The organism is Pseudomonas sp. CFBP13509, from assembly GCF_005233485.1.
GTDB classification, from domain to species: domain Bacteria; phylum Pseudomonadota; class Gammaproteobacteria; order Pseudomonadales; family Pseudomonadaceae; genus Aquipseudomonas; species Aquipseudomonas marginalis.
Window position 1 is genome coordinate 1 of sequence record NZ_QGAA01000020.1, and the last position, 17,374, is coordinate 17,374.

14 protein-coding genes and 1 tRNA gene are annotated in these 17,374 nt (G+C 61.2%); 2 read left to right on the forward strand and 13 right to left on the reverse strand.

Annotated features, from left to right (window positions below):
• Positions 1–117: 117 nt before the first annotated feature.
• The 9 genes from PspCFBP13509_RS25790 to PspCFBP13509_RS25830 form a co-directional block, all read right to left on the reverse strand.
• Complete coding sequence (locus tag PspCFBP13509_RS25790; RefSeq protein WP_137212868.1) at positions 118–2,523, reverse strand: TonB-dependent receptor; 2,406 nt, start codon at positions 2,521–2,523, stop codon at positions 118–120.
• Positions 2,524–2,645: 122 nt separating this feature from the next.
• Positions 2,646–4,256, reverse strand: coding sequence for a gamma-glutamyltransferase family protein (locus PspCFBP13509_RS25795; protein ID WP_065948024.1), 1,611 nt, complete (start codon positions 4,254–4,256; stop codon positions 2,646–2,648).
• 22 nt (positions 4,257–4,278) lie between these two features.
• The gene (locus tag PspCFBP13509_RS25800) at positions 4,279–5,058 is read right to left on the reverse strand and encodes an amino acid ABC transporter ATP-binding protein (protein WP_053129053.1); all 780 of its coding nucleotides are present in this window, start codon (positions 5,056–5,058) and stop codon (positions 4,279–4,281) included.
• 2 nt (positions 5,059–5,060) lie between these two features.
• Complete coding sequence (locus PspCFBP13509_RS25805) at positions 5,061–5,837, reverse strand: amino acid ABC transporter permease (protein WP_027607402.1); 777 nt, start codon at positions 5,835–5,837, stop codon at positions 5,061–5,063.
• 12 nt (positions 5,838–5,849) lie between these two features.
• Positions 5,850–6,656, reverse strand: a complete 807-nt coding sequence (locus PspCFBP13509_RS25810) for an ABC transporter substrate-binding protein (RefSeq protein ID WP_137212869.1) — start codon at positions 6,654–6,656, stop codon at positions 5,850–5,852.
• 64 nt (positions 6,657–6,720) lie between these two features.
• Positions 6,721–7,389 carry a GntR family transcriptional regulator gene (locus PspCFBP13509_RS25815; RefSeq protein WP_065927276.1) on the reverse strand — a complete coding sequence of 223 codons (669 nt, stop codon included), beginning with the start codon at positions 7,387–7,389 and terminating at the stop codon, positions 6,721–6,723.
• A 256-nt stretch (positions 7,390–7,645) separates the two neighbouring features.
• Positions 7,646–8,083, reverse strand: a complete 438-nt coding sequence (locus PspCFBP13509_RS25820; RefSeq protein ID WP_065927275.1) for a hypothetical protein — start codon at positions 8,081–8,083, stop codon at positions 7,646–7,648.
• 57 nt (positions 8,084–8,140) lie between these two features.
• On the reverse strand, positions 8,141–9,424 hold the full coding sequence (locus PspCFBP13509_RS25825) for a HAMP domain-containing sensor histidine kinase (protein WP_074847301.1): 1,284 nt from the start codon (positions 9,422–9,424) through the stop codon (positions 8,141–8,143).
• Positions 9,421–10,104 (reverse strand): response regulator transcription factor, encoded by a 684-nt coding sequence (locus tag PspCFBP13509_RS25830; RefSeq protein ID WP_137212870.1) that lies wholly within the window; start codon positions 10,102–10,104, stop codon positions 9,421–9,423. The genes PspCFBP13509_RS25825 and PspCFBP13509_RS25830 overlap by 4 nt, the downstream gene beginning before the upstream one ends.
• A gap of 196 nt (positions 10,105–10,300) precedes the next feature.
• Here PspCFBP13509_RS25830 and bamA point away from each other — a divergent pair, with 196 nt between their 5' ends.
• Together bamA and PspCFBP13509_RS25840 are read left to right on the forward strand one after the other, a co-directional pair.
• On the forward strand, positions 10,301–12,667 hold the full coding sequence (bamA, locus tag PspCFBP13509_RS25835) for an outer membrane protein assembly factor BamA (RefSeq protein ID WP_137212871.1): 2,367 nt from the start codon (positions 10,301–10,303) through the stop codon (positions 12,665–12,667).
• A gap of 165 nt (positions 12,668–12,832) precedes the next feature.
• Positions 12,833–13,687, forward strand: a complete 855-nt coding sequence (locus tag PspCFBP13509_RS25840) for a lipopolysaccharide biosynthesis protein (RefSeq protein ID WP_137212872.1) — start codon at positions 12,833–12,835, stop codon at positions 13,685–13,687.
• Positions 13,688–14,168: 481 nt separating this feature from the next.
• On the opposite strand, the gene PspCFBP13509_RS25845 is transcribed toward PspCFBP13509_RS25840, so the two are convergent.
• The 4 genes from PspCFBP13509_RS25845 to pheT form a co-directional block, all read right to left on the reverse strand.
• Positions 14,169–14,245, reverse strand: a tRNA-Pro gene (locus tag PspCFBP13509_RS25845).
• Positions 14,246–14,335: 90 nt separating this feature from the next.
• Positions 14,336–14,692 (reverse strand): MerR family transcriptional regulator, encoded by a 357-nt coding sequence (locus PspCFBP13509_RS25850; protein ID WP_003174972.1) that lies wholly within the window; start codon positions 14,690–14,692, stop codon positions 14,336–14,338.
• The gene (ihfA, locus tag PspCFBP13509_RS25855) at positions 14,673–14,975 is read right to left on the reverse strand and encodes an integration host factor subunit alpha (RefSeq protein WP_002553164.1); all 303 of its coding nucleotides are present in this window, start codon (positions 14,973–14,975) and stop codon (positions 14,673–14,675) included. Before ihfA ends, PspCFBP13509_RS25850 begins: the two co-directional genes overlap by 20 nt.
• A gap of 3 nt (positions 14,976–14,978) precedes the next feature.
• Positions 14,979–17,357: a phenylalanine--tRNA ligase subunit beta gene (gene pheT / locus PspCFBP13509_RS25860; RefSeq protein ID WP_137212873.1), complete on the reverse strand. Its 2,379-nt coding sequence runs from the start codon at positions 17,355–17,357 to the stop codon at positions 14,979–14,981.
• Positions 17,358–17,374: the final 17 nt, after the last annotated feature.

A 17,374-nucleotide genomic window follows, 5' to 3' on the forward strand; every position in this document is an offset into this window, starting at 1 on the left:
CAGGAAGCACGCGTTATCGTTGACGTTTTTCGCGAGCAAGCTCGCTCCTACAGGAGGCGATGTACGCTTAACTGACTGGCATTAGGGCAAGCCCCCTCCCACATTTTTAATCCGCGTCTAAAAGTCGACCGTGGCAGACACCAGATAGGTACGCGGGGTCGACAAGGTCAGCCCCGGCTCGCTGTCATCCGACGCGCCGGCCGAACTCCAGTAGCGCTTGTCGGCGACATTCTCCACATTCGCCCGCAGGGTGATGTGCTTGTCATCGACCTTGAAGGCGTAGCGGGCGCCGATGTCGATACGGTTCCAGGCGTCGATTTCCTTGACGTTGGACTGGTCCAGGTATTGGGAACTGGAGTGGATGCCCCGGCTGGTCAGGGTCAGGCCTTCGAGGGTCGGTACGTCCCACTCGGCACCGAGGTTGACGTTGTACTTGGGCGTGGCCGGCGCGCGGTTGCCGTCCCAGGCGCCATTGGTGGTGTCCTTCAATTTGCTGTCGATGTACATCACGCCGCCGAGCAGGCGCACGCCCTTGAGGGGTTCGCCGAACACGCTCAGCTCCGCACCGGTGTTCTGGCGCTTGCCATTGGGACCGAACAGCCGCGACGTGGCGTTGGTCTCGTAGGCCGGTTGCTTGATGCGGAACACCGCGGCGGTCACGGCGAAGGCGCCAGCGTCGTACTTGGCGCCCACTTCCACCTGGCGGCTGATAAACGGCGGGAAGATCTGGTCTTCGTTGCGCGACGTGGACGGTGCGATCTTGCCCTGGCTCAACCCTTCCATGTAGTTGGCGTACAGCGACAGTTTGTCGGTGGCTTTGAACAGCAGACCGCCCGAAGGCGAGATCTTTTCTTCGTCGTAGTTGGTCTTGCCTTTGATGCCGTCGCTCCAATCGTCCACGATCACGCGCTGCCAGCGCGCACCGAGGGTGAGCAACAGGCGGTCATCGAAGAAACCCAGGGTGTCGGACAAGGCCACGCCACTGAACGTGTTCTCGGTATAAACCTTCGCATCCTGGCGCGTGGCCACCGACGGCGTCGGGGTTTGCACGGGGTTGTAGAGATTGCTCGATGCGTTCGCATAACGCGCACCGCCGTTGGTGAAGTCCATATAGAAGTAGCTGGCGGCCAGGTTGACCTCATGGCTCACCGGCCCGGTGTGGAACCAGTTACGCACGCCGGCCGTGGCGGTGCGGACGTTTTCATCGCGGGTGAAGTCCCGAGGCTGCACGGTGAAATCACCGGCCGCATTGGTCACCGAAACAGCATGGCGCAGGAACTCATGGTTACTTTTACGCGCGCCGACACCGCCGTAGAGCATCACCGAATCGCTGAGGTCATATTCGGCATTCACCGTACCGAAGGTGTCCTTGGTGCGCGCCTTGCTCCAGGACTGCGCATAGTTGCGGCGCACATCGTTGGCGCTGGGCACCGGCGCGGCAGCCGCGACTTGCACACGCTCCTGCGGCGCATCGGTATCGCGCTCGGTGCGGCCGATATCGGTGGAAAGGCGCAGACGCTCGCCACGAAAATCCAGGCCCAGCACGGCCATCTCACGGTCGACGCTCTGGTGGTCCCATTCGGTATCGCCGGATTGCTTCACGCCGTTGAAGCGCAGGCCGAACTTGTTGTCCTCACCAAAGCGCCGGCCCACGTCCACCGCACCACCGGCCTGGCTGTCGGAGGCCCAGGTGCCGGTGAACGAGGTGATGTCCTTGTCGGTGGCGCGCTTGGGCACCACGTTGATCCCGCCGCCAACGCTGCCGCGCGGCGAGATGCCGTTGATCAACTGGGTGGGGCCTTTGAAGATGTCGACGCGGTCGGCCATTTCCATGTCGATGGTGTAGGTCGGCAGCACGCCGTACAGGCCGTTGTACGACACATCACTGTTGAACAGGCTGAAGCCGCGAATGGTGAACTGTTCATAACGCCCACCGGCCGGGTTGGTGGCGCGTACCGACGGGTCGCTGGCGATCAGGTCGCCGAGGGTGCGCGCCTGCTGGTTTTTCACCGCGTCCTGGGTGTAGGTGGTCATGCTGAACGGGGTTTCCATGAAGTCCCGGGTGCCCAGCAGGCCTTGCGAGCCACGCCGCGCCACCTGGCCACCGGCGTAGGTGTCGCCGTCGTACAGGCCGGTAGTACCGAGAATTGACGTGGGCGCCAGCTCCAGGCTGCCGCCCTCCGGCACCGGCACCAGCATGTAGGCCTGCTCCCCCATGGGCTGCAATTGCAGGCCGGAGCCTTGCAGCAAGCGGGCAAAGCCCTCTTCCACGCCGTATTCGCCGGATAAACCGCTGCTGCTGCGCCCGCTGACCAGCGCCGGGTCCACCGACAGGTTGACCCCCGACAACCCGGCAAAACGGGTCAACGCCGCACTCAGGCTGCCGGCCGGCACCTGGTAGCTGCGGCGCGCGGCGCTGTCTTCGGCATAGCTGACGGGGACGAACAAGGGGCTGGCGCTGAGGCTCAGCATCAGGCTCAGTTTGAGCAACGGGCGCAAGCGCAAGGGTTGGACTGCGGGCATTGGAAGAAGCTCTCGATTTTGTTCACTTGCCTGGAATGACAGGCGAGGTGAAAAAAGGGGACAGGCTTCGACCAACTTTTTTCAAAATGGCAGGGCAATGGCGGCGCCATGCCCTGCTTTGGCTACCATACCGCGATATGGGAATCCGCACGCGGTTCGGTACCGCCGCACAGCACGCCGCTGACCGGGTCGCGCAGGATGATCTGCCCACGGCCGTAGTCGGTGAGGTCGCTGGCGATCTGCACCTGGTGACCACGCCGGGCCAGGGCATTGGCCAGGTCGCGGGAGGCGCCCTGCTCGATGCCGACCTTCATGTCGCCCAGCCATTGCCAGCGCGGCGCATCCAGTGCGGCCTGGGGGTTGAGGCCGAAGTCCACCAGGTTCATCACCATCTGTACGTGACCCTGGGGCTGCATGTAGCCGCCCATCACGCCGAACGGGCCAAGGGCCTGGCCGTCCTTGGTGAGGAAACCGGGGATGATGGTGTGGAAGGTCTTCTTGCCTGCTGCCAGGCAGTTGGCGTGGGCCGGGTCGAGGCTGAATTCCTGCCCACGGTTCTGCAACGCAATGCCGCTGTCGGGCAGTACCACGCCGGAGCCGAAGCCGTGGTAGTTGCTCTGGATGAACGAGACCATATTGCCTTCAGCGTCCGCCGTGGCCAGGTACACCGTGCCGCTGGCGTGCGGGTCACCGGGCTTGGGCGCCTGTGCCTGTTCGCCGATCTGGCTGCGACGGCGGGCGCTGTAGTCGTCGCTGAGCAGGTCGGCCACTGCCACGCGCATGTGCAGCGGGTCGGTGATGTAGTGCAGGCCGTCGCTGTAGGCGAGCTTCATGGCCTCGAGCTGGCGGTGCCAGGTCTGTTGGCTGTCGCGGTGATCGAAGGTGAAGCCTTCGAGGATGTTCAGCGCCATCAGCGCCACCAGGCCCTGGCCGCTCGGCGGGATTTCCCAGACGTCGACACCGCGATAATTGATGTGGATCGGGTCCACCCACTGTGCGCGGTAGTCCTTGAGATCACTGGCGCGCAGGTAACCCCCGGTGGCCCGTGAGTGGGCGTCCAGGCGTGCGGCCAGGGCACCGCGATACAGGCTTTCGCAACGGCTGGCGGCCAGTTCTTCCAGGGTCCGCGCCTGGGCCGGGTTGCGGAAGATCTCGCCCGCTTGGGGTGCGCGCCCATCGATGAGGAACGTGTCGAACCAGGCTTGCAGCACTTCATCGCGGTGCGGGCTGAATTCGTTCAAGGAGATCTGCCATTGGTGGGCAACCACCGGTGACAGCGGGAAACCCTCGCGGGCCAGGCGGATGGCCGGTTGCAGCAGCTCGTCAAACGCCAGCTTGCCGAAGCGTTGCGACAGCTCCGCCCAGGCCGATGGGCAGCCGGGCACGGTCACCGGGGTCCAGCCGTACAGCGGCATCCGATCGTGCCCGGCAGCCTTGACCGCCTCGACACTCAAGGCGCCCGGCGCGTGGCCATTGCCGTTCAGGCCATGCAACTGGCCCTTGCACCACACCAGGGCAAACGCATCGCCGCCCAGGCCGCAGCCGGTGGGCTCCACCACCGTGAGCGCGGCCGCCGTGGCGATGGCCGCGTCGATGGCGTTGCCGCCCTTTTGCATGATCTCGATACCGGCCTGGGCGGCCAGGGGCTGGGACGCAGCTACCATGCCACGACGGGCAAATACGCTCTGGCGCTGCGACGGATAGGGGTACTCGTGGGCAGAAAATTTCAACATGGCAAAGGCTCTTCAAAAAAAGTCATAACACACGGCTGAGAAACGCCCGGGTACGGGGATGGCTGGGGTGGCTGAAGATCTGTTCCGGCGGCCCTTGTTCGATGAGTTCGCCCTGATCGAGTACCACCACGCGGTCTGCCACTTCCCGGGCAAAGCCCATTTCATGGGTGACCACCACCATGGTCATGCCCTCCTCGGCCAGCTCTTTCATCACCTGCAGCACTTCGCCGACGGTTTCCGGGTCGAGGGCGCTGGTGGGTTCGTCGAACAGCATGGCCTGGGGTTTCATCGCCAGGGCGCGGGCGATGGCGACCCGTTGCTGCTGGCCGCCGGAGAGCATCGACGGGTAATGGCTGGCCTTGTCCGCCAGGCCGACCCGCGCCAGCAGGCCACGGGCCTGTTCCAGCGCTTCGGCACGTGGTGTGCCGAGGACCTGGATCGGCGCTTCAATGATGTTTTCCAGCGCCGTCATATGGGGGAACAGGTTGAAGCGCTGGAACACCATGCCAATGTCGCGGCGCTGGCGGGCGATGTTGCGCTCCGAATCGCGCACCAGGCTGCCGTCGCTGCGCTCGCGATAGCCCATGGCGCGGCCGTTGACGCGGATGCGCCCGCCCTGGATGTCTTCCAGCAGGTTGATGCAGCGGATAAAGGTGGTCTTGCCCGAGCCCGAGGCGCCGATCAGCACCACCACTTCGCCGCGCCGTACTTGCAGCGAGATACCCTTGAGGATCTGCAACTCGCCGAACGACTTCTGAATATCCAGTGCCTCAATGATCAGCTCTTCACTTTGGTGCGCCATGGTTATCGTCCCCTCAGCAGTTTCAGAGTGCTGCGCCCGAACATGCGGCTGGCTGCCGGTGGTGGCGCGGAAGGCCGGTCGGACTGGCTGAAACGGGCTTCGAGCCAGCGCTGGAAAAAGCCCCAGAGGGTGGTCAGCGTCAGGAAATACAGGGCGACCACCAGGTACAGCTCAAACACGCGGAAGGTCGCCGAGGTGATCATCTGGGTGCTGAGCAGCAGCTCCTGCACACCGATCACGCTGACCAGGGTGGTGTTCTTGAGCATCACGTTGAACTCATTGCCCAGCGGCGGCACGATCACCCGGAACGCCTGGGGCAGCACGATGCGCCGCATCAACTTGGCGAAGCCCATGCCCAGGGAGCGCCCGGCTTCATATTGGCCCTTGTCCACCGCGCCGATGCCGGCACGGATGATCTCGGCCATATAGGCACCTTCGTTGAGGCCCAGGGCAATGATCGCCGCCTGGATATTGCCGGGGACGATCAGGCCGAACAGTTCAATATCTTCGAAGCGGAAAATCCCGCCCGCCGCCAGTGCCGTGTACAGAAACACGATCTGTACCAGCAGCGGCGTGCCGCGCATCAGCCACACGTAAAAACGCACCGGCAGATGCAACAGCGGGTTCTTCGACAAGCGCAACAACGCCGCCGCCAGCCCCAGCGCGCAGCCCAACAGCATCGCCAGCACACTGATCAGGCACGTCAGCCACAGCCCCGTGAGGTAGACCCCGCTGGGCTGCAGCAGGTACTGCCAGAACACATCCCAATTGAAATTCATCGCAGGTACGCCTCAGTCGAGTGTGTCGCTGCTGACATGCCATTTGTCCAGCAACTGCACATAGCTGCCATCGCTGCGCATATCGCTGATCACCTGTTGCACGGCGGCGGTCAGTTGCGGGTCGTCCTTGCGTATGCCCAGGCCGGTGAGGATGCGGCTGAACGCCGGCACGCCTTCCTGGAACAGGTCCGGGGCCATTGCTGCGTAGTAACCGGCGGTTTCCACGGTGGTGCCGTAGGCGTCGACCTGGCTGATACGCAGGGCCTGGAAGGCATCGGTGTCGGTGTTGTAGACCACCAGTTTCATCGGGGGCTTGCCGGCCTTGGCGAGGCTTTCATTGTGGGCATCGAGCAGGGTCTTGACGGTGGAGCCGTTGAGCACCGCGACCTTGTGCGCGGACAGGTCATCCAGCGCCTTGATGCCCTTGGGGTTGCCCTTGGGCACCACCACCGACTGGCTGGAATACATGTAGTTGACGATGTCGATCACCTGGCGCCGCTCGGGTTTGTCGAACAGCTGGTCGACGATCATGTCGCACTGCTGGGCGAGCAACGCCGGCACCAGCCCAGAGAACGGAATCACCCGCCATTGCACTTGCTTGCCGCCCAGGCGCTTGGCGATTTCCAGGCCCAGGTCAACGGTGAGCCCGCGCGGTTTCTGGGCTTCGTCGAAGGACACCAGAGGCGGGGAATCCATCCCCGAGCAATAGACAAGTTTGTCGACTTTTTGCAGACGATCCGGCACTTGAGGCGCAGCAAAGGCCCCTTGTGCGCAGAGACCGAGGGAGACAGCCACCAGCAAGGCGCGGCATTTATGCATGACCAGACACTCCAGTTCGTTGAATAACGGGGCAGGACTAAAGTCAAAACACAGCGGGTGTTTCTTATTGTTCGGTTTGCAGGAACTGGATCAGTGCCGGCACGGTGCCTTCGATGTGTTCGCGCACCACGGCTTCGGCACGGGCGGCATCGCCGGCGCGGATCGCATCAAGGATCACTGCGTGTTCCTGGCGGGCGCTGAGGGGTTTTTCGCCGTGCTGCAGCCACAAGCGCATAGGTGCCTCGACCAGCGAGTACAGCGCCGAAATCTGCTTCATCAGGCGCGGGCGGCCGCTGAGGCTGCACAGGTATTCATGGAACGCGCGGTGCCGACTGACCCACGCGGCGCCTTCGTCACGGTAGTCGTCCATCTCATCGAGCATGCGCTCCAGGGCCGCCAGTTGACGCTCGCCGATACGCCCGACGGCAACGCGTACCGCCAGGCCTTCAAGGGCGCTGCGCATCTCAAACACTTCGTGCAGTTCATCAATATCCAAACCGCTGACGACTGCGCCACGGTTGGGCCGCAGGGTCACCAGGCCCTGGGCGTCCAGGCGGCGAAAGGCCTCGCGCACCGGCATGCGGCTCATGCCGATCTCGCTGGCGATGTCTTCGGCGATCAGCCGGTCACCCTTGCGGTAGCGGCCGCCGCAAATGGCATCGAGCAGAAAGTTGTAGGCCTCCTCCTCGGCGGTGAGGGGCTGGCGGTCAACGTAAGCGGGAGCGAATTGCATCGGCAGCACCTTTTGAATTTTTGTATCCAATTATCCACGAATACAAAAAAGCAGGATGCGTGCCAACGGCTTGGGACAGGAGCCAAGTGATTGATTCAGATCGGATAGAAGGGAAAAAGCTGGGGCTGGCGTTGAAAAGTCGCGTGGGATTTTGCTACCCAATGGCGCAGAAGACGCCCCATTGGTGGGCGGAAGTAACAAGCGGACCGTGGGCGAGATGCTTTTTGCTTGAGGCGAATCCAGCCCACCGCTGGCTTTATGGCTCGACCGAATAGATGACGGTTTGCGCGCTGTTTTCGCCGACCGCCCGGCGGGTGAAATAGGTGTCGCCTTCGTCGGTGAGGATCTCGTAGTCGGCCTTGCGGGCCGGACTGGCGTGCTTGATGATTTTCAGCACGCGCTGGAACTTCACGCTTTGCGTGCCGTTCTGGTTGGGCCCGGTGAGCACATTGACGCTTTGAAACCAGCCGGCGTGCCGCTGGTTGCTCACCAGCGCGTGGCTCATCGCCTCGAAACGTTCCAACCGCGTGAAGCCCCATAGGGTCTGTTCTTCGACGGTGGCGCCCGGCGTAGCGGCGCCGGTAAACACAAACAGATTGATCGCCGGGCTGTCTTCGCAAAAGAAGTCGTAAGGGACCAGGCCGTCGACCATTTTCCTGCCGGGCACAAAGCCCTTTTTATGCACCTGAAACATCGCCACCTCCACTCAATCAAGGGTGACAAGTCTAATCAGGCGCGACGTACAGGGCGGTCAAGCCAGTGTAATGTCGTGTAAAGATCGCGCGCTGTGCAGGGTGATCTCCACTGCCAGCCCACCGCCTGGCTCGTTGCGCGCGAGGATGTGGCCGCCGTGCATCTGGACGGCCCTCGCAGCAATGGCCAGCCCCAGGCCAAACCCCACGCTGGCATCGCCCACCCCACGCTCGAACGGCTGGAAAATGCTGTGCAGCCGGTCATTGTCGACGCCCGGCCCTTGGTCGGTGATCTGTACCGTGAGGCGGTTCGCATCGTGGTTGACCTGCGCCGACACGCACACGGTGGTGTCCGGTCGGGTGTAGCGCACGGCATTGCGAATCACGTTCTCGAAGCAGCGATACAACAACTCACCGCTGACGCAGGCGATAAACGGCGGGCACACCTGCAGGTGCACGCGACAGCCTTTGATGCCGGCCTCAAACTGCGCATCTTCAACGATCATCGCCAGCAATTCGACAATATCCACGGGCTCGCGCTCGATACTTTCCGGACGGCCTTGCAGGCGCGCCAGGGTCAGCAACGCCTCGATCAGGGTGTCCATGCGCTCGGATTCGCGCTCGATGCGTTCGAGCATTTCCAGGCGGGCGGCGTCCTGGCGCAACAGGCCGATGGCCGCCTGCATGCGCGTCAGCGGGGAGCGCAGTTCATGGGAGATGTCGTGCAGCAGCTGTTGCTGGGCCTCCACCAGCACCTTCAACTGGTTGGCCATGCGGTCGCAGTCTTCCGCCAGGTCGACGATCTCGTCGCGACGCTTGCCCATGGCCGGCTTGACCCGGGTTTCGAAGCGTCCCTGGGCCGCGTCGCTCATGGCGCGCTTCAGGTACGCCAGGGGCCAGGCCAGGTAATAGGCCATGTAGCCGCTGAACAGCGCACTCATCAACGTGCCGATGATCAGCGGAATCTGGTGCCAGGGCCGGCCCGGCGGGTTACCGGGCGCGTGGGTCGACCTGATCGACAGCGTCAGGCCTTCCTTGCTGACGACCGCTCGCTCATAGACCGGCTGCGTCACCGGCCCACCTACCAGCAATTGACCGGCACTGTTGTAGACGCCGATGGCCTCATCCGCCGGGCGCTCCCACACCGCCAGGAGCTGGCCGCCCGCCTCGACACCGAACGTTTGCAGCAGCTTGTCTTCGGCCGCCAGCATGGCTTCCACATGCGGGTCATTCGGCTGGAAACGGCCCAGTTCAAGCACGCCGACGCCCACCAGGAAGGTCAAGGTGGTCGCCAACCAGAAGGCCAGGAACAGTTTCCAGAACAGCAGGCTGGGCTTGGTCATTCGGCAATCAACAAATAGCCGAGGCCGCGCACGCTCTGGATCCAGGCCTTGGCGTCCGGGCGCGGCCCGAGTTTTTGCCGGATGCTGCTGATATGCACGTCGATGCGCCGGTCGTAGCGGGTCAGCGGGCAACCGAGGGCATTGAGTGACAGATCCTTTTTACTCACTACCTGGCCGGCACTGCGGGCCAGCTCTTCCAGCAGGCTGAACTCGGTGCTGGTCACGCCCAGCTCGAGGCCGTTCCACAGGGCCTGGCGCCTGCCGGGCCACAACACCAGCGCGCCGGTCGTGATCACTTCGGTGGTCGGCTGGCCTGCCGGCTGCACCCTGCGCATGATGGCGCGCAGGCGCGCGACCAGTTCGCCGGGGGAGCTGGGCTTGGGCACGTAATCATCGGCGCCGAGTTCCAGGCCGGTGATGCGGTCGATGTTGTCGCCACGGGCGGTGAGCAGCACTACGGGTACCTGGCTGACGACGCGGATGCGCCGGAGTACCTCGATGCCCGAGCGCTGGGGCAGCATGACGTCCAGCACCACAATGCTGTAGCGCCCCGACAGCGCCTCCTCCTCGCCCTCCTCCCCCGTGTGCACGGCCGTGGCCTCAAAGCCTTCGCGCGCGAGGTATTGGCTCAGCATGTCAGTCAGTTCCTGGTCGTCGTCGACCAACAGTACGCGGATCATCTCGGGCTCGTCAGTGGGGGGTTGCGCATTATCGACCCGGCATTGGCATCCCAGACCAAACTTTACCTAACTTGACATTCGGTTAACCGCACCAAACGCCCCTCGCTCGTATGCTGGATGTTCACCAGTCCGGCCGCGCGGCGAGTTGTCCATGCGTGCCGGCGCTGCTTGTCGATGTGTTCTGGAAAAGATCTTGATGAATTTTTCGCGCCTGCTCTGCTCGGTTGCGCTGCTGCTCAATACCTCACTGGCACTCGCCCAAGGCTTCAAAATCTCGGATATTCGAATCAACGGCCTGCAACGGGTCTCTGCGGGCAGCGTGTTCGGGGCATTACCCCTGAACGTCGGCGACGAAGCGGATGACCGGCGCCTGGTGGACTCGACCCGCGCGCTGTTCAAGACCGGTTACTTCCAGGACATCCAACTGAGCCGCGAAGGCGATGTGTTGATCATCAATGTAGTCGAGCGTCCTTCGGTTGCCAGTATCGAATTCGAGGGCAACAAGGCGATTGCCACCGATGACCTGATGAAAGGCATGAAGCAATCGGGCCTTGCCGAGGGCGAGATTTTCCAGCGCGCCACCCTGGAAGGGATACGCAACGAGTTGCAGCGCCAGTACGTTGCCCAGGGCCGGTACTCGGCGTCGGTCGACGCGCAGGTGGTGGCTCAGCCGCGTAACCGCGTGGGCTTGAAAATCAAGATCGACGAAGGTGAAGTGGCGTCGATCCAGCACATCAACGTGGTGGGCAACACGGTGTTCGCCGACGACGCCCTGATCGACCAGTTCACCCTCAAGACCAGCAACTGGCTGTCGTTTTTCAAGAACGACGACAAATACGCACGGGAGAAGCTGTCGGGCGACCTTGAACGCTTGCGCTCCTATTACCTGGACCGTGGCTATATCAACATGGATATCACCTCGACCCAGGTCTCGATGACCCCGGACAAAAAGCACGTCTACATCACCGTGAACATCCACGAAGGCCAGAAATACACGGTACGCGAGGTGAAGCTCAGTGGTGAGCTGAAAGTCCCGCAGGACCAGGTCCAGTCCTTGCTGCTGGTGCAGAAGGGCCAGGTGTTCTCACGCAAACTGATGACCACCACCTCGGAGCTGATTACCCGTCGCCTGGGCAACGAAGGCTACACGTTCGCCAACGTCAACGGCGTGCCGCAGGCCCACGATGAAGACCACACGGTTGACGTCACGTTCTCCGTCGACCCAGGTAAGCGGGCCTACGTCAACCGTATCAACTTCCGTGGCAATACCAAGACCGACGACAAGGTGCTGCGGCGGGAAATGCGCCAGATGGAAGGTGGCTGGGCGTCGACGTACCTGATCGACCAGTCCAAGGTGCGCCTGGAGCGCCTGGGGTTCTTCAAGGACGTGAACGTCGAGACGCCTGCGGTGGCCGGCCTCGATGACCAACTGGATGTGAACTACGCCGTGGAAGAACAGGCGTCCGGTTCGATTACCGCCAGTGTCGGCTTTGCCCAGAGTTCGGGGCTGATCCTCGGCGGCTCGATCACCCAGAACAACTTCCTCGGCACCGGCAACTACGCCAGCCTGGGGCTGACCCGCTCGTCCTACCAGAGCAAGTACAACATCGGTTTCACCGATCCCTACTTCACCACCGACGGGGTGAGCCTGGGTTACAACGCGTTCTACAGCAAGACCGACTACAACAAGTACTACGATGACGGGGTGTCCTATTACGCCATCAATAGTTTTGGCCTGGGTGCCACCCTCGGTTACCCGATCAATGAAACCTCGCGTTTGAGCTTTGGCCTGACGGCGCAACACGACAGTATCGAACCGGGCACCTACAGCGCCGACGAGATCTACGACTTTATCGAGCGCGAAGGCAAGGAATTCACCAACTTCAAGGCCAACCTTGGCTGGTCGGAATCGACCTTGAACAAAGGCGTGCTGGCGACTCGCGGGCATTCGCAAAACCTCAACCTGATGGTGACGGTGCCCGGCAGCGACCTGAGTTTCTACAAAATCGACTACACGGGGCAGACGTTCCTGCCTGTCAGCAACAACACATCACTGCGCTTTCACACCAAGCTCGGCTACGGCAGCGGCTACGGCTCCACGGACGGGCTGCCCTTCTATGAAACCTACACCGCCGGCGGCGAAGGCACGGTGCGCGGCTTTGAAAGCGGCACCCTCGGCCCGCGCAACACCCCGGCAACCGGTGCCTACGCCAGTGCCGGGCAGGCGTACTACTCGGACCGGGACACCGAATCGCTGGGCGGCAATATCCTGATAACCGGCGGCGCGGAGTACTTATTCCCGGTGCCGTTCATCAAAGACAACAAATCCGTGCGAACCTCGTTGTTCTGGGACGTGGGCACGGTGTATTCGGACAAGTGCTACCTCAGTACCACCCAAGGCTGCGGCAGCGTGGACCTGGGCCAGATGGCCAGTTCGGTGGGGGTTGGGGTGACGTGGTACAGCCCGCTGGGGCCGCTGAGTGTGAATTTGGCATACCCGATTCGCACGCCGGAGAACGCGGACAAGCAGGTGTTTCAGTTCTCCATGGGGCAGACGTTTTAAAGGTTGCGGCGTGTTGATGCGTTTCCCCCTTCTGGGAAAGGCCCTACACAAATACCGGACATCTGGCGAAGCCGCGTTTATATATTGTTTTTTATAAAGGAACTCTGCTATCGAGCCTTGGTCGGCTGATGTGTGGATTTTCCTTTCACTACGCGGATAGATCGGATGAAACAGATGCCCTTCGTCGAGGCCAAGCCTGTTGCCGACAAAAAGCTGGCTTTGTTTGCACCCGTGTCAGCGCCATGGCGTTCAAGCGCAAGCCCGCTGCACCTGCACGATTTTGCTGCCTGTCGGAATGTCGAATCAGGCGCGGTTTTTATTATCGCTTCCGGCCTGTCAGCCAAATCATTCCCCCTCGAAAAGTTTGCGCACGTGCCCATGATCACCATGAATGGCGCCATTTCGATGTTTATGAACACCGATATCAAGCCGAGTTTTTACGCTTGCACGGACAGAAGCTTTTCCAAACAGCAGCCGGATTTATTCAATTACGCCATGGCTGTCAGCCAAAGGGTCGCGCTATGGGAAGACCACGCGCAATCCTCCCATGCTCGTCCAACCGGGCAGCTCTACCCGCTGTCCAAGGCTCCAAAACCGTCGTGGATCGATGTGGCGCTCGGAAGATCAAAAGAGCTGGTTACTGATCACTCCTTGATCGCCTTTCGGAAACGGTCCATCGGGTTCAGCAAGGACATGAGCCAGGGCTTTTTTGATGCCCGAACCGTGGCCTACCTGGCCATCCAGCTGGCATTCCACGTCGGGTTCTCCAAGGTTTTCCTGGTGGGCGTCGACCTGGACGAAAAGTCGGGGAGGTTTTACGAAACGAAAAACTCCACAAACTCCCCCTGCGGGCTCGACCAACACTATTACACCCGCATACTGCCGTCGTTCGAGTTGATGTCCAAAAAGGTCATGGGGGATGACTTCATGGTTTACAACTTATCCGATATTTCGAAGATTCCGGCGAGTGTGATTCCGCGTATCAGCGTCGCTCAAGTGGAAGCGATGCTCCACCAGTAGACACACAGTCGGCCTGGAGGCCTTCGCCAACTCCCTGCACTACACACATTGGGTGTCGGCAGTTGAGGGCCCTTCTCAAAAAATCCGAATATCAGCCCGGATACTTCAGTCTTTTTTAGCAGGAGATTGAAGGAGTTATCTGGATTGGGTTCCACGGCCAGCGAGAAGAATGGCGGGGGCCTTCTGTTGCATAGTGAGCACTATGCCCTGGGCCATTTGGGGCTTACGCTGAAGCGTATGCGCTGATCGTACTTCAGATCTGCCTATGCTCAATGAACCTGTGTGGGTTTAAAAAGAATTTTCAGAATCAGCAGACGCAACTCATCCAGGACCTTGATGGCCTGAAGCTTTCAGTGCATTGGCTGGATCCAAGCGTGGGGCGGTGACGATCTTGAGGAGGAAGTTGGGATGATCCCCCGCAAAAGTCCCTATGCGTAAAAAAGCCGAACTGGCTGGAGTTCGGCTAAGTCACTGAAAAATATGGTCGGGACGGAGTGATTCGAACACTCGACCCCTAGCACCCCATGCTAGTGCGCTACCGGACTGCGCTACGCCCCGACTAGGCGTGTTACTGGGTTCGCTTCGCAACGAAGCGATCAGGAATATACCGCAAGCTTTTGAAATGTGGAAGTATTTTAAAAGCCTGAATCATTTTTTCAAAACCACCAGCACATCTTCCAGTTCGGAGATCATCTGGCGGATCAGTTGCTTGTACTGGGTGGTGTCGTCTTTGGCTTCATCACCGGACATACGCTGGCGCGCGCCGCTGATGGTGAACCCCTGGTCATACAGCAACGCACGGATCTGTCGGATCATCAGCACATCCTGGCGCTGATAATACCGACGGTTCCCAGTGCGTTTGACAGGGTTGAGTTGAGGAAACTCCTGCTCCCAATAGCGCAGCACGTGCGGTTTTACCGCACAGAGCTCGCTGACTTCACCAATGGTGAAGTAGCGTTTGCCTGGGATGACGGGTAGCTCGTCGTTATGACTTGGTTCCAGCATAAGCCTCAACTCGGGCCTTCAACTTCTGCCCTGGACGAAAGGTGACCACACGGCGAGCCGTGATCGGGATTTCTTCTCCCGTTTTTGGATTGCGGCCAGGCCGCTGGCGTTTGTCCCGCAGATCAAAATTGCCGAAACCGGACAATTTGACCTGTTCGTTGTCTTCCAGAGCGTGTCTGATCTCTTCAAAAAACAGCTCGACCAATTCCTTGGCCTCGCGCTTGTTCAGACCCAACTCTTCGTACAGACGTTCCGCCATCTCAGCTTTCGTCAAAGCCCCCATACGTCACTTCCTTAACGTGGCGTTTAACCTTTGTTCGAGCGAGGTGAGGATATTTTGTGTCGTGGTATTCACCTCATCGTCATTAAGAGTGCGCGATGGATGCTGCCAGGTCAAGCCAACTGCAAGGCTTTTTCTATGCGGATCAATGCCTTTACCCTGATAGACGTCAAATAGCCTGAGGTCTGTCAGCCATTCCCCTGCATTTTCACGGATTACATCCAGAACCGCAGTGGCGGCGACTTCACGGTCGGCGATCAGGGCCAGGTCGCGACGCACTTCAGGGAAGCGCGACAACTCGCTGAATTTAGGCATCTTGCCCGAGGCCACTTCGGCCAGGACCAGCTCGAAGACGAAGACCGGGCGGTCGAGCCCAAGGGTTTTCGACAGTTCCGGGTGGATGGCCCCGATGAAGCCCACCAGACGACCTTCGCGCTCGATACGCGCAGTCTGACCAGGGTGCAACGCCGGGTGGTTGCCTGGCACAAATGTGAAGTCGTCCAGTGCACCGGCAAAGCCCAGTACCGCTTCCACGTCCGCTTTAACGTCGAAGAAGTCCACGGCATCCCGGCCTTGCGCCCAGCCTTCCGGCAAGCGACTGCCGCAAACAACGCCGGCCAGCATTGGCTCTTGCTTCAGGCCGTCGAGTTGCCCGACAAACCGCAGGCCGCTTTCGAACATGCGCACGCGGTCTTGCTGACGGTTCAGGTTATGGGAAAGGGCTTTCACCAGGCCCGGCCACAGGGATGAACGCATGGCGGCCATGTCGTTGGAGATCGGATTGGCCAGCAGCAGCGGCTCGACGCCCGGGTTGAACAGTTCGAACTGCTTCGGGTCGATGAAGCTGTAGGTCACCGCTTCCTGATAGCCACGGGCAACCAGCAGACGGCGCAGCTCAGGCAGGTGCGCACGCGCTTCTGCCTTGGGTTGCGGTGCCAGGCGCGCTTGCGGGTAACGAACCGGCAGGCGGTTGTAACCGTACAGGCGAGCCAATTCTTCGATCAGATCGACTTCCAGGCTGATATCGAAGCGATGGCTTGGCACGTCAACATGCCACTGCGCTTCCCCACCCGCAGAAATGTTCAACCCGAGGGCCGACAACAATTGCTCGATTTCAGCCGGAGCGATGACCAGGCCAAGCATTTGCTCGACACTTTTGGCGCGCAGGGTGATCGGCGCAACGGACGGCAGATACTGTTCACTGACAGTCTCAGTGATCGGGCCGGCTTCGCCACCGGTGATTTCCAGCAGCAGGCCAGTGGCGCGCTCCATGGCTTCACGGGCGAGCTTCCAGTCCACCCCGCGCTCATAGCGATGTGAGGCATCGGTGTGCAGGCCGTAGGAGCGGGCCTTGCCAGCGATGGCAATCTGGTCGAAGAACGCGCTTTCAAGGAATACATCGCGCGTGGTCGCGGACACACCGCTGTGCTCGCCCCCCATCACACCGGCAATCGCCAGGGCGCGGGAATGGTCAGCGATCACCAGGGTGTCGGCGCGCAGGCTGACTTCCTGGCCGTCGAGCAATACAAGCTTCTCGCCTTCTTCGGCCATGCGCACACGGATGCCGCCATTGATTTCGGCGAGATCGAAAGCGTGCAGCGGCTGGCCCAGCTCAAGCATCACGTAGTTGGTGATGTCAACGGCAGCGTCGATGCTACGCACGTCGGCGCGGCGCAGACGCTCAACCATCCACAACGGGGTTGGCTTGGACAGGTCAACGTTGCGGATCACGCGCCCCAGGTAACGTGGGCAGGCGTTTGGTGCCAGTACTTCGATCGGACGCACTTCATCGTGGACCGCAGCCACTGCGGCAACCACTGGACGAGTGACTGGCGCGTTGTACAACGCGCCCACTTCACGTGCCAGGCCGGCCAGGGACAGGCAGTCGCCACGGTTCGGGGTCAGGTCGACCTCGATACTGGCGTCTTCCAGCTCCAGGTAGACACGAATGTCCTGGCCCACAGGTGCATCGGCCGGCAGCTCCATCAGGCCATCATTGCCCTCGCCTACTTGCAGCTCCGCCTGGGAGCACAGCATGCCGTTGGACTCGACGCCACGCAGCTTGGCTTTCTTGATCTTGAAGTCGCCCGGCAGTTCGGCACCGATCATGGCGAACGGGATCTTCAGGCCCGGGCGCACGTTAGGCGCTCCGCACACGACCTGGAACGTTTGTGCGCCATTGCTGACCTGGCACACACGCAATTTGTCAGCATCGGGGTGTTGCTCGGTGCTCAGCACCTCGCCCACCACCACACCACTGAAAACACCGGCGGCCGGCGTAACGCTATCGACCTCAAGACCGGCCATCGACAGACGCGCAACCAGCGCATCGCGATCTACCTGCGGGCTTACCCAGCCGCGCAGCCATTGTTCACTGAATTTCATCCTGCTCTCCTAAAGAT

What these genes read in the sequence shown, in the direction of transcription:
- PspCFBP13509_RS25840 (WP_137212872.1), top strand. Translation starts at nt 12,833, where the DNA reads ATGAAACAGATGCCCTTCGTCGAGGCCAAGCCTGTTGCCGACAAAAAG.
- PspCFBP13509_RS25825 (WP_074847301.1), bottom strand. Translation starts at nt 9,424, where the DNA reads ATGACCAAGCCCAGCCTGCTGTTCTGGAAACTGTTCCTGGCCTTCTGG.
- bamA (WP_137212871.1), top strand. Translation starts at nt 10,301, where the DNA reads ATGAATTTTTCGCGCCTGCTCTGCTCGGTTGCGCTGCTGCTCAATACC.
- PspCFBP13509_RS25850 (WP_003174972.1), bottom strand. Translation starts at nt 14,692, where the DNA reads ATGCTGGAACCAAGTCATAACGACGAGCTACCCGTCATCCCAGGCAAA.
- PspCFBP13509_RS25820 (WP_065927275.1), bottom strand. Translation starts at nt 8,083, where the DNA reads ATGTTTCAGGTGCATAAAAAGGGCTTTGTGCCCGGCAGGAAAATGGTC.
- PspCFBP13509_RS25830 (WP_137212870.1), bottom strand. Translation starts at nt 10,104, where the DNA reads ATGATCCGCGTACTGTTGGTCGACGACGACCAGGAACTGACTGACATG.
- pheT (WP_137212873.1), bottom strand. Translation starts at nt 17,357, where the DNA reads ATGAAATTCAGTGAACAATGGCTGCGCGGCTGGGTAAGCCCGCAGGTA.
- PspCFBP13509_RS25800 (WP_053129053.1), bottom strand. Translation starts at nt 5,058, where the DNA reads ATGGCGCACCAAAGTGAAGAGCTGATCATTGAGGCACTGGATATTCAG.
- PspCFBP13509_RS25790 (WP_137212868.1), bottom strand. Translation starts at nt 2,523, where the DNA reads ATGCCCGCAGTCCAACCCTTGCGCTTGCGCCCGTTGCTCAAACTGAGC.
- ihfA (WP_002553164.1), bottom strand. Translation starts at nt 14,975, where the DNA reads ATGGGGGCTTTGACGAAAGCTGAGATGGCGGAACGTCTGTACGAAGAG.
- PspCFBP13509_RS25810 (WP_137212869.1), bottom strand. Translation starts at nt 6,656, where the DNA reads ATGCATAAATGCCGCGCCTTGCTGGTGGCTGTCTCCCTCGGTCTCTGC.
- PspCFBP13509_RS25795 (WP_065948024.1), bottom strand. Translation starts at nt 4,256, where the DNA reads ATGTTGAAATTTTCTGCCCACGAGTACCCCTATCCGTCGCAGCGCCAG.
- PspCFBP13509_RS25805 (WP_027607402.1), bottom strand. Translation starts at nt 5,837, where the DNA reads ATGAATTTCAATTGGGATGTGTTCTGGCAGTACCTGCTGCAGCCCAGC.
- PspCFBP13509_RS25815 (WP_065927276.1), bottom strand. Translation starts at nt 7,389, where the DNA reads ATGCAATTCGCTCCCGCTTACGTTGACCGCCAGCCCCTCACCGCCGAG.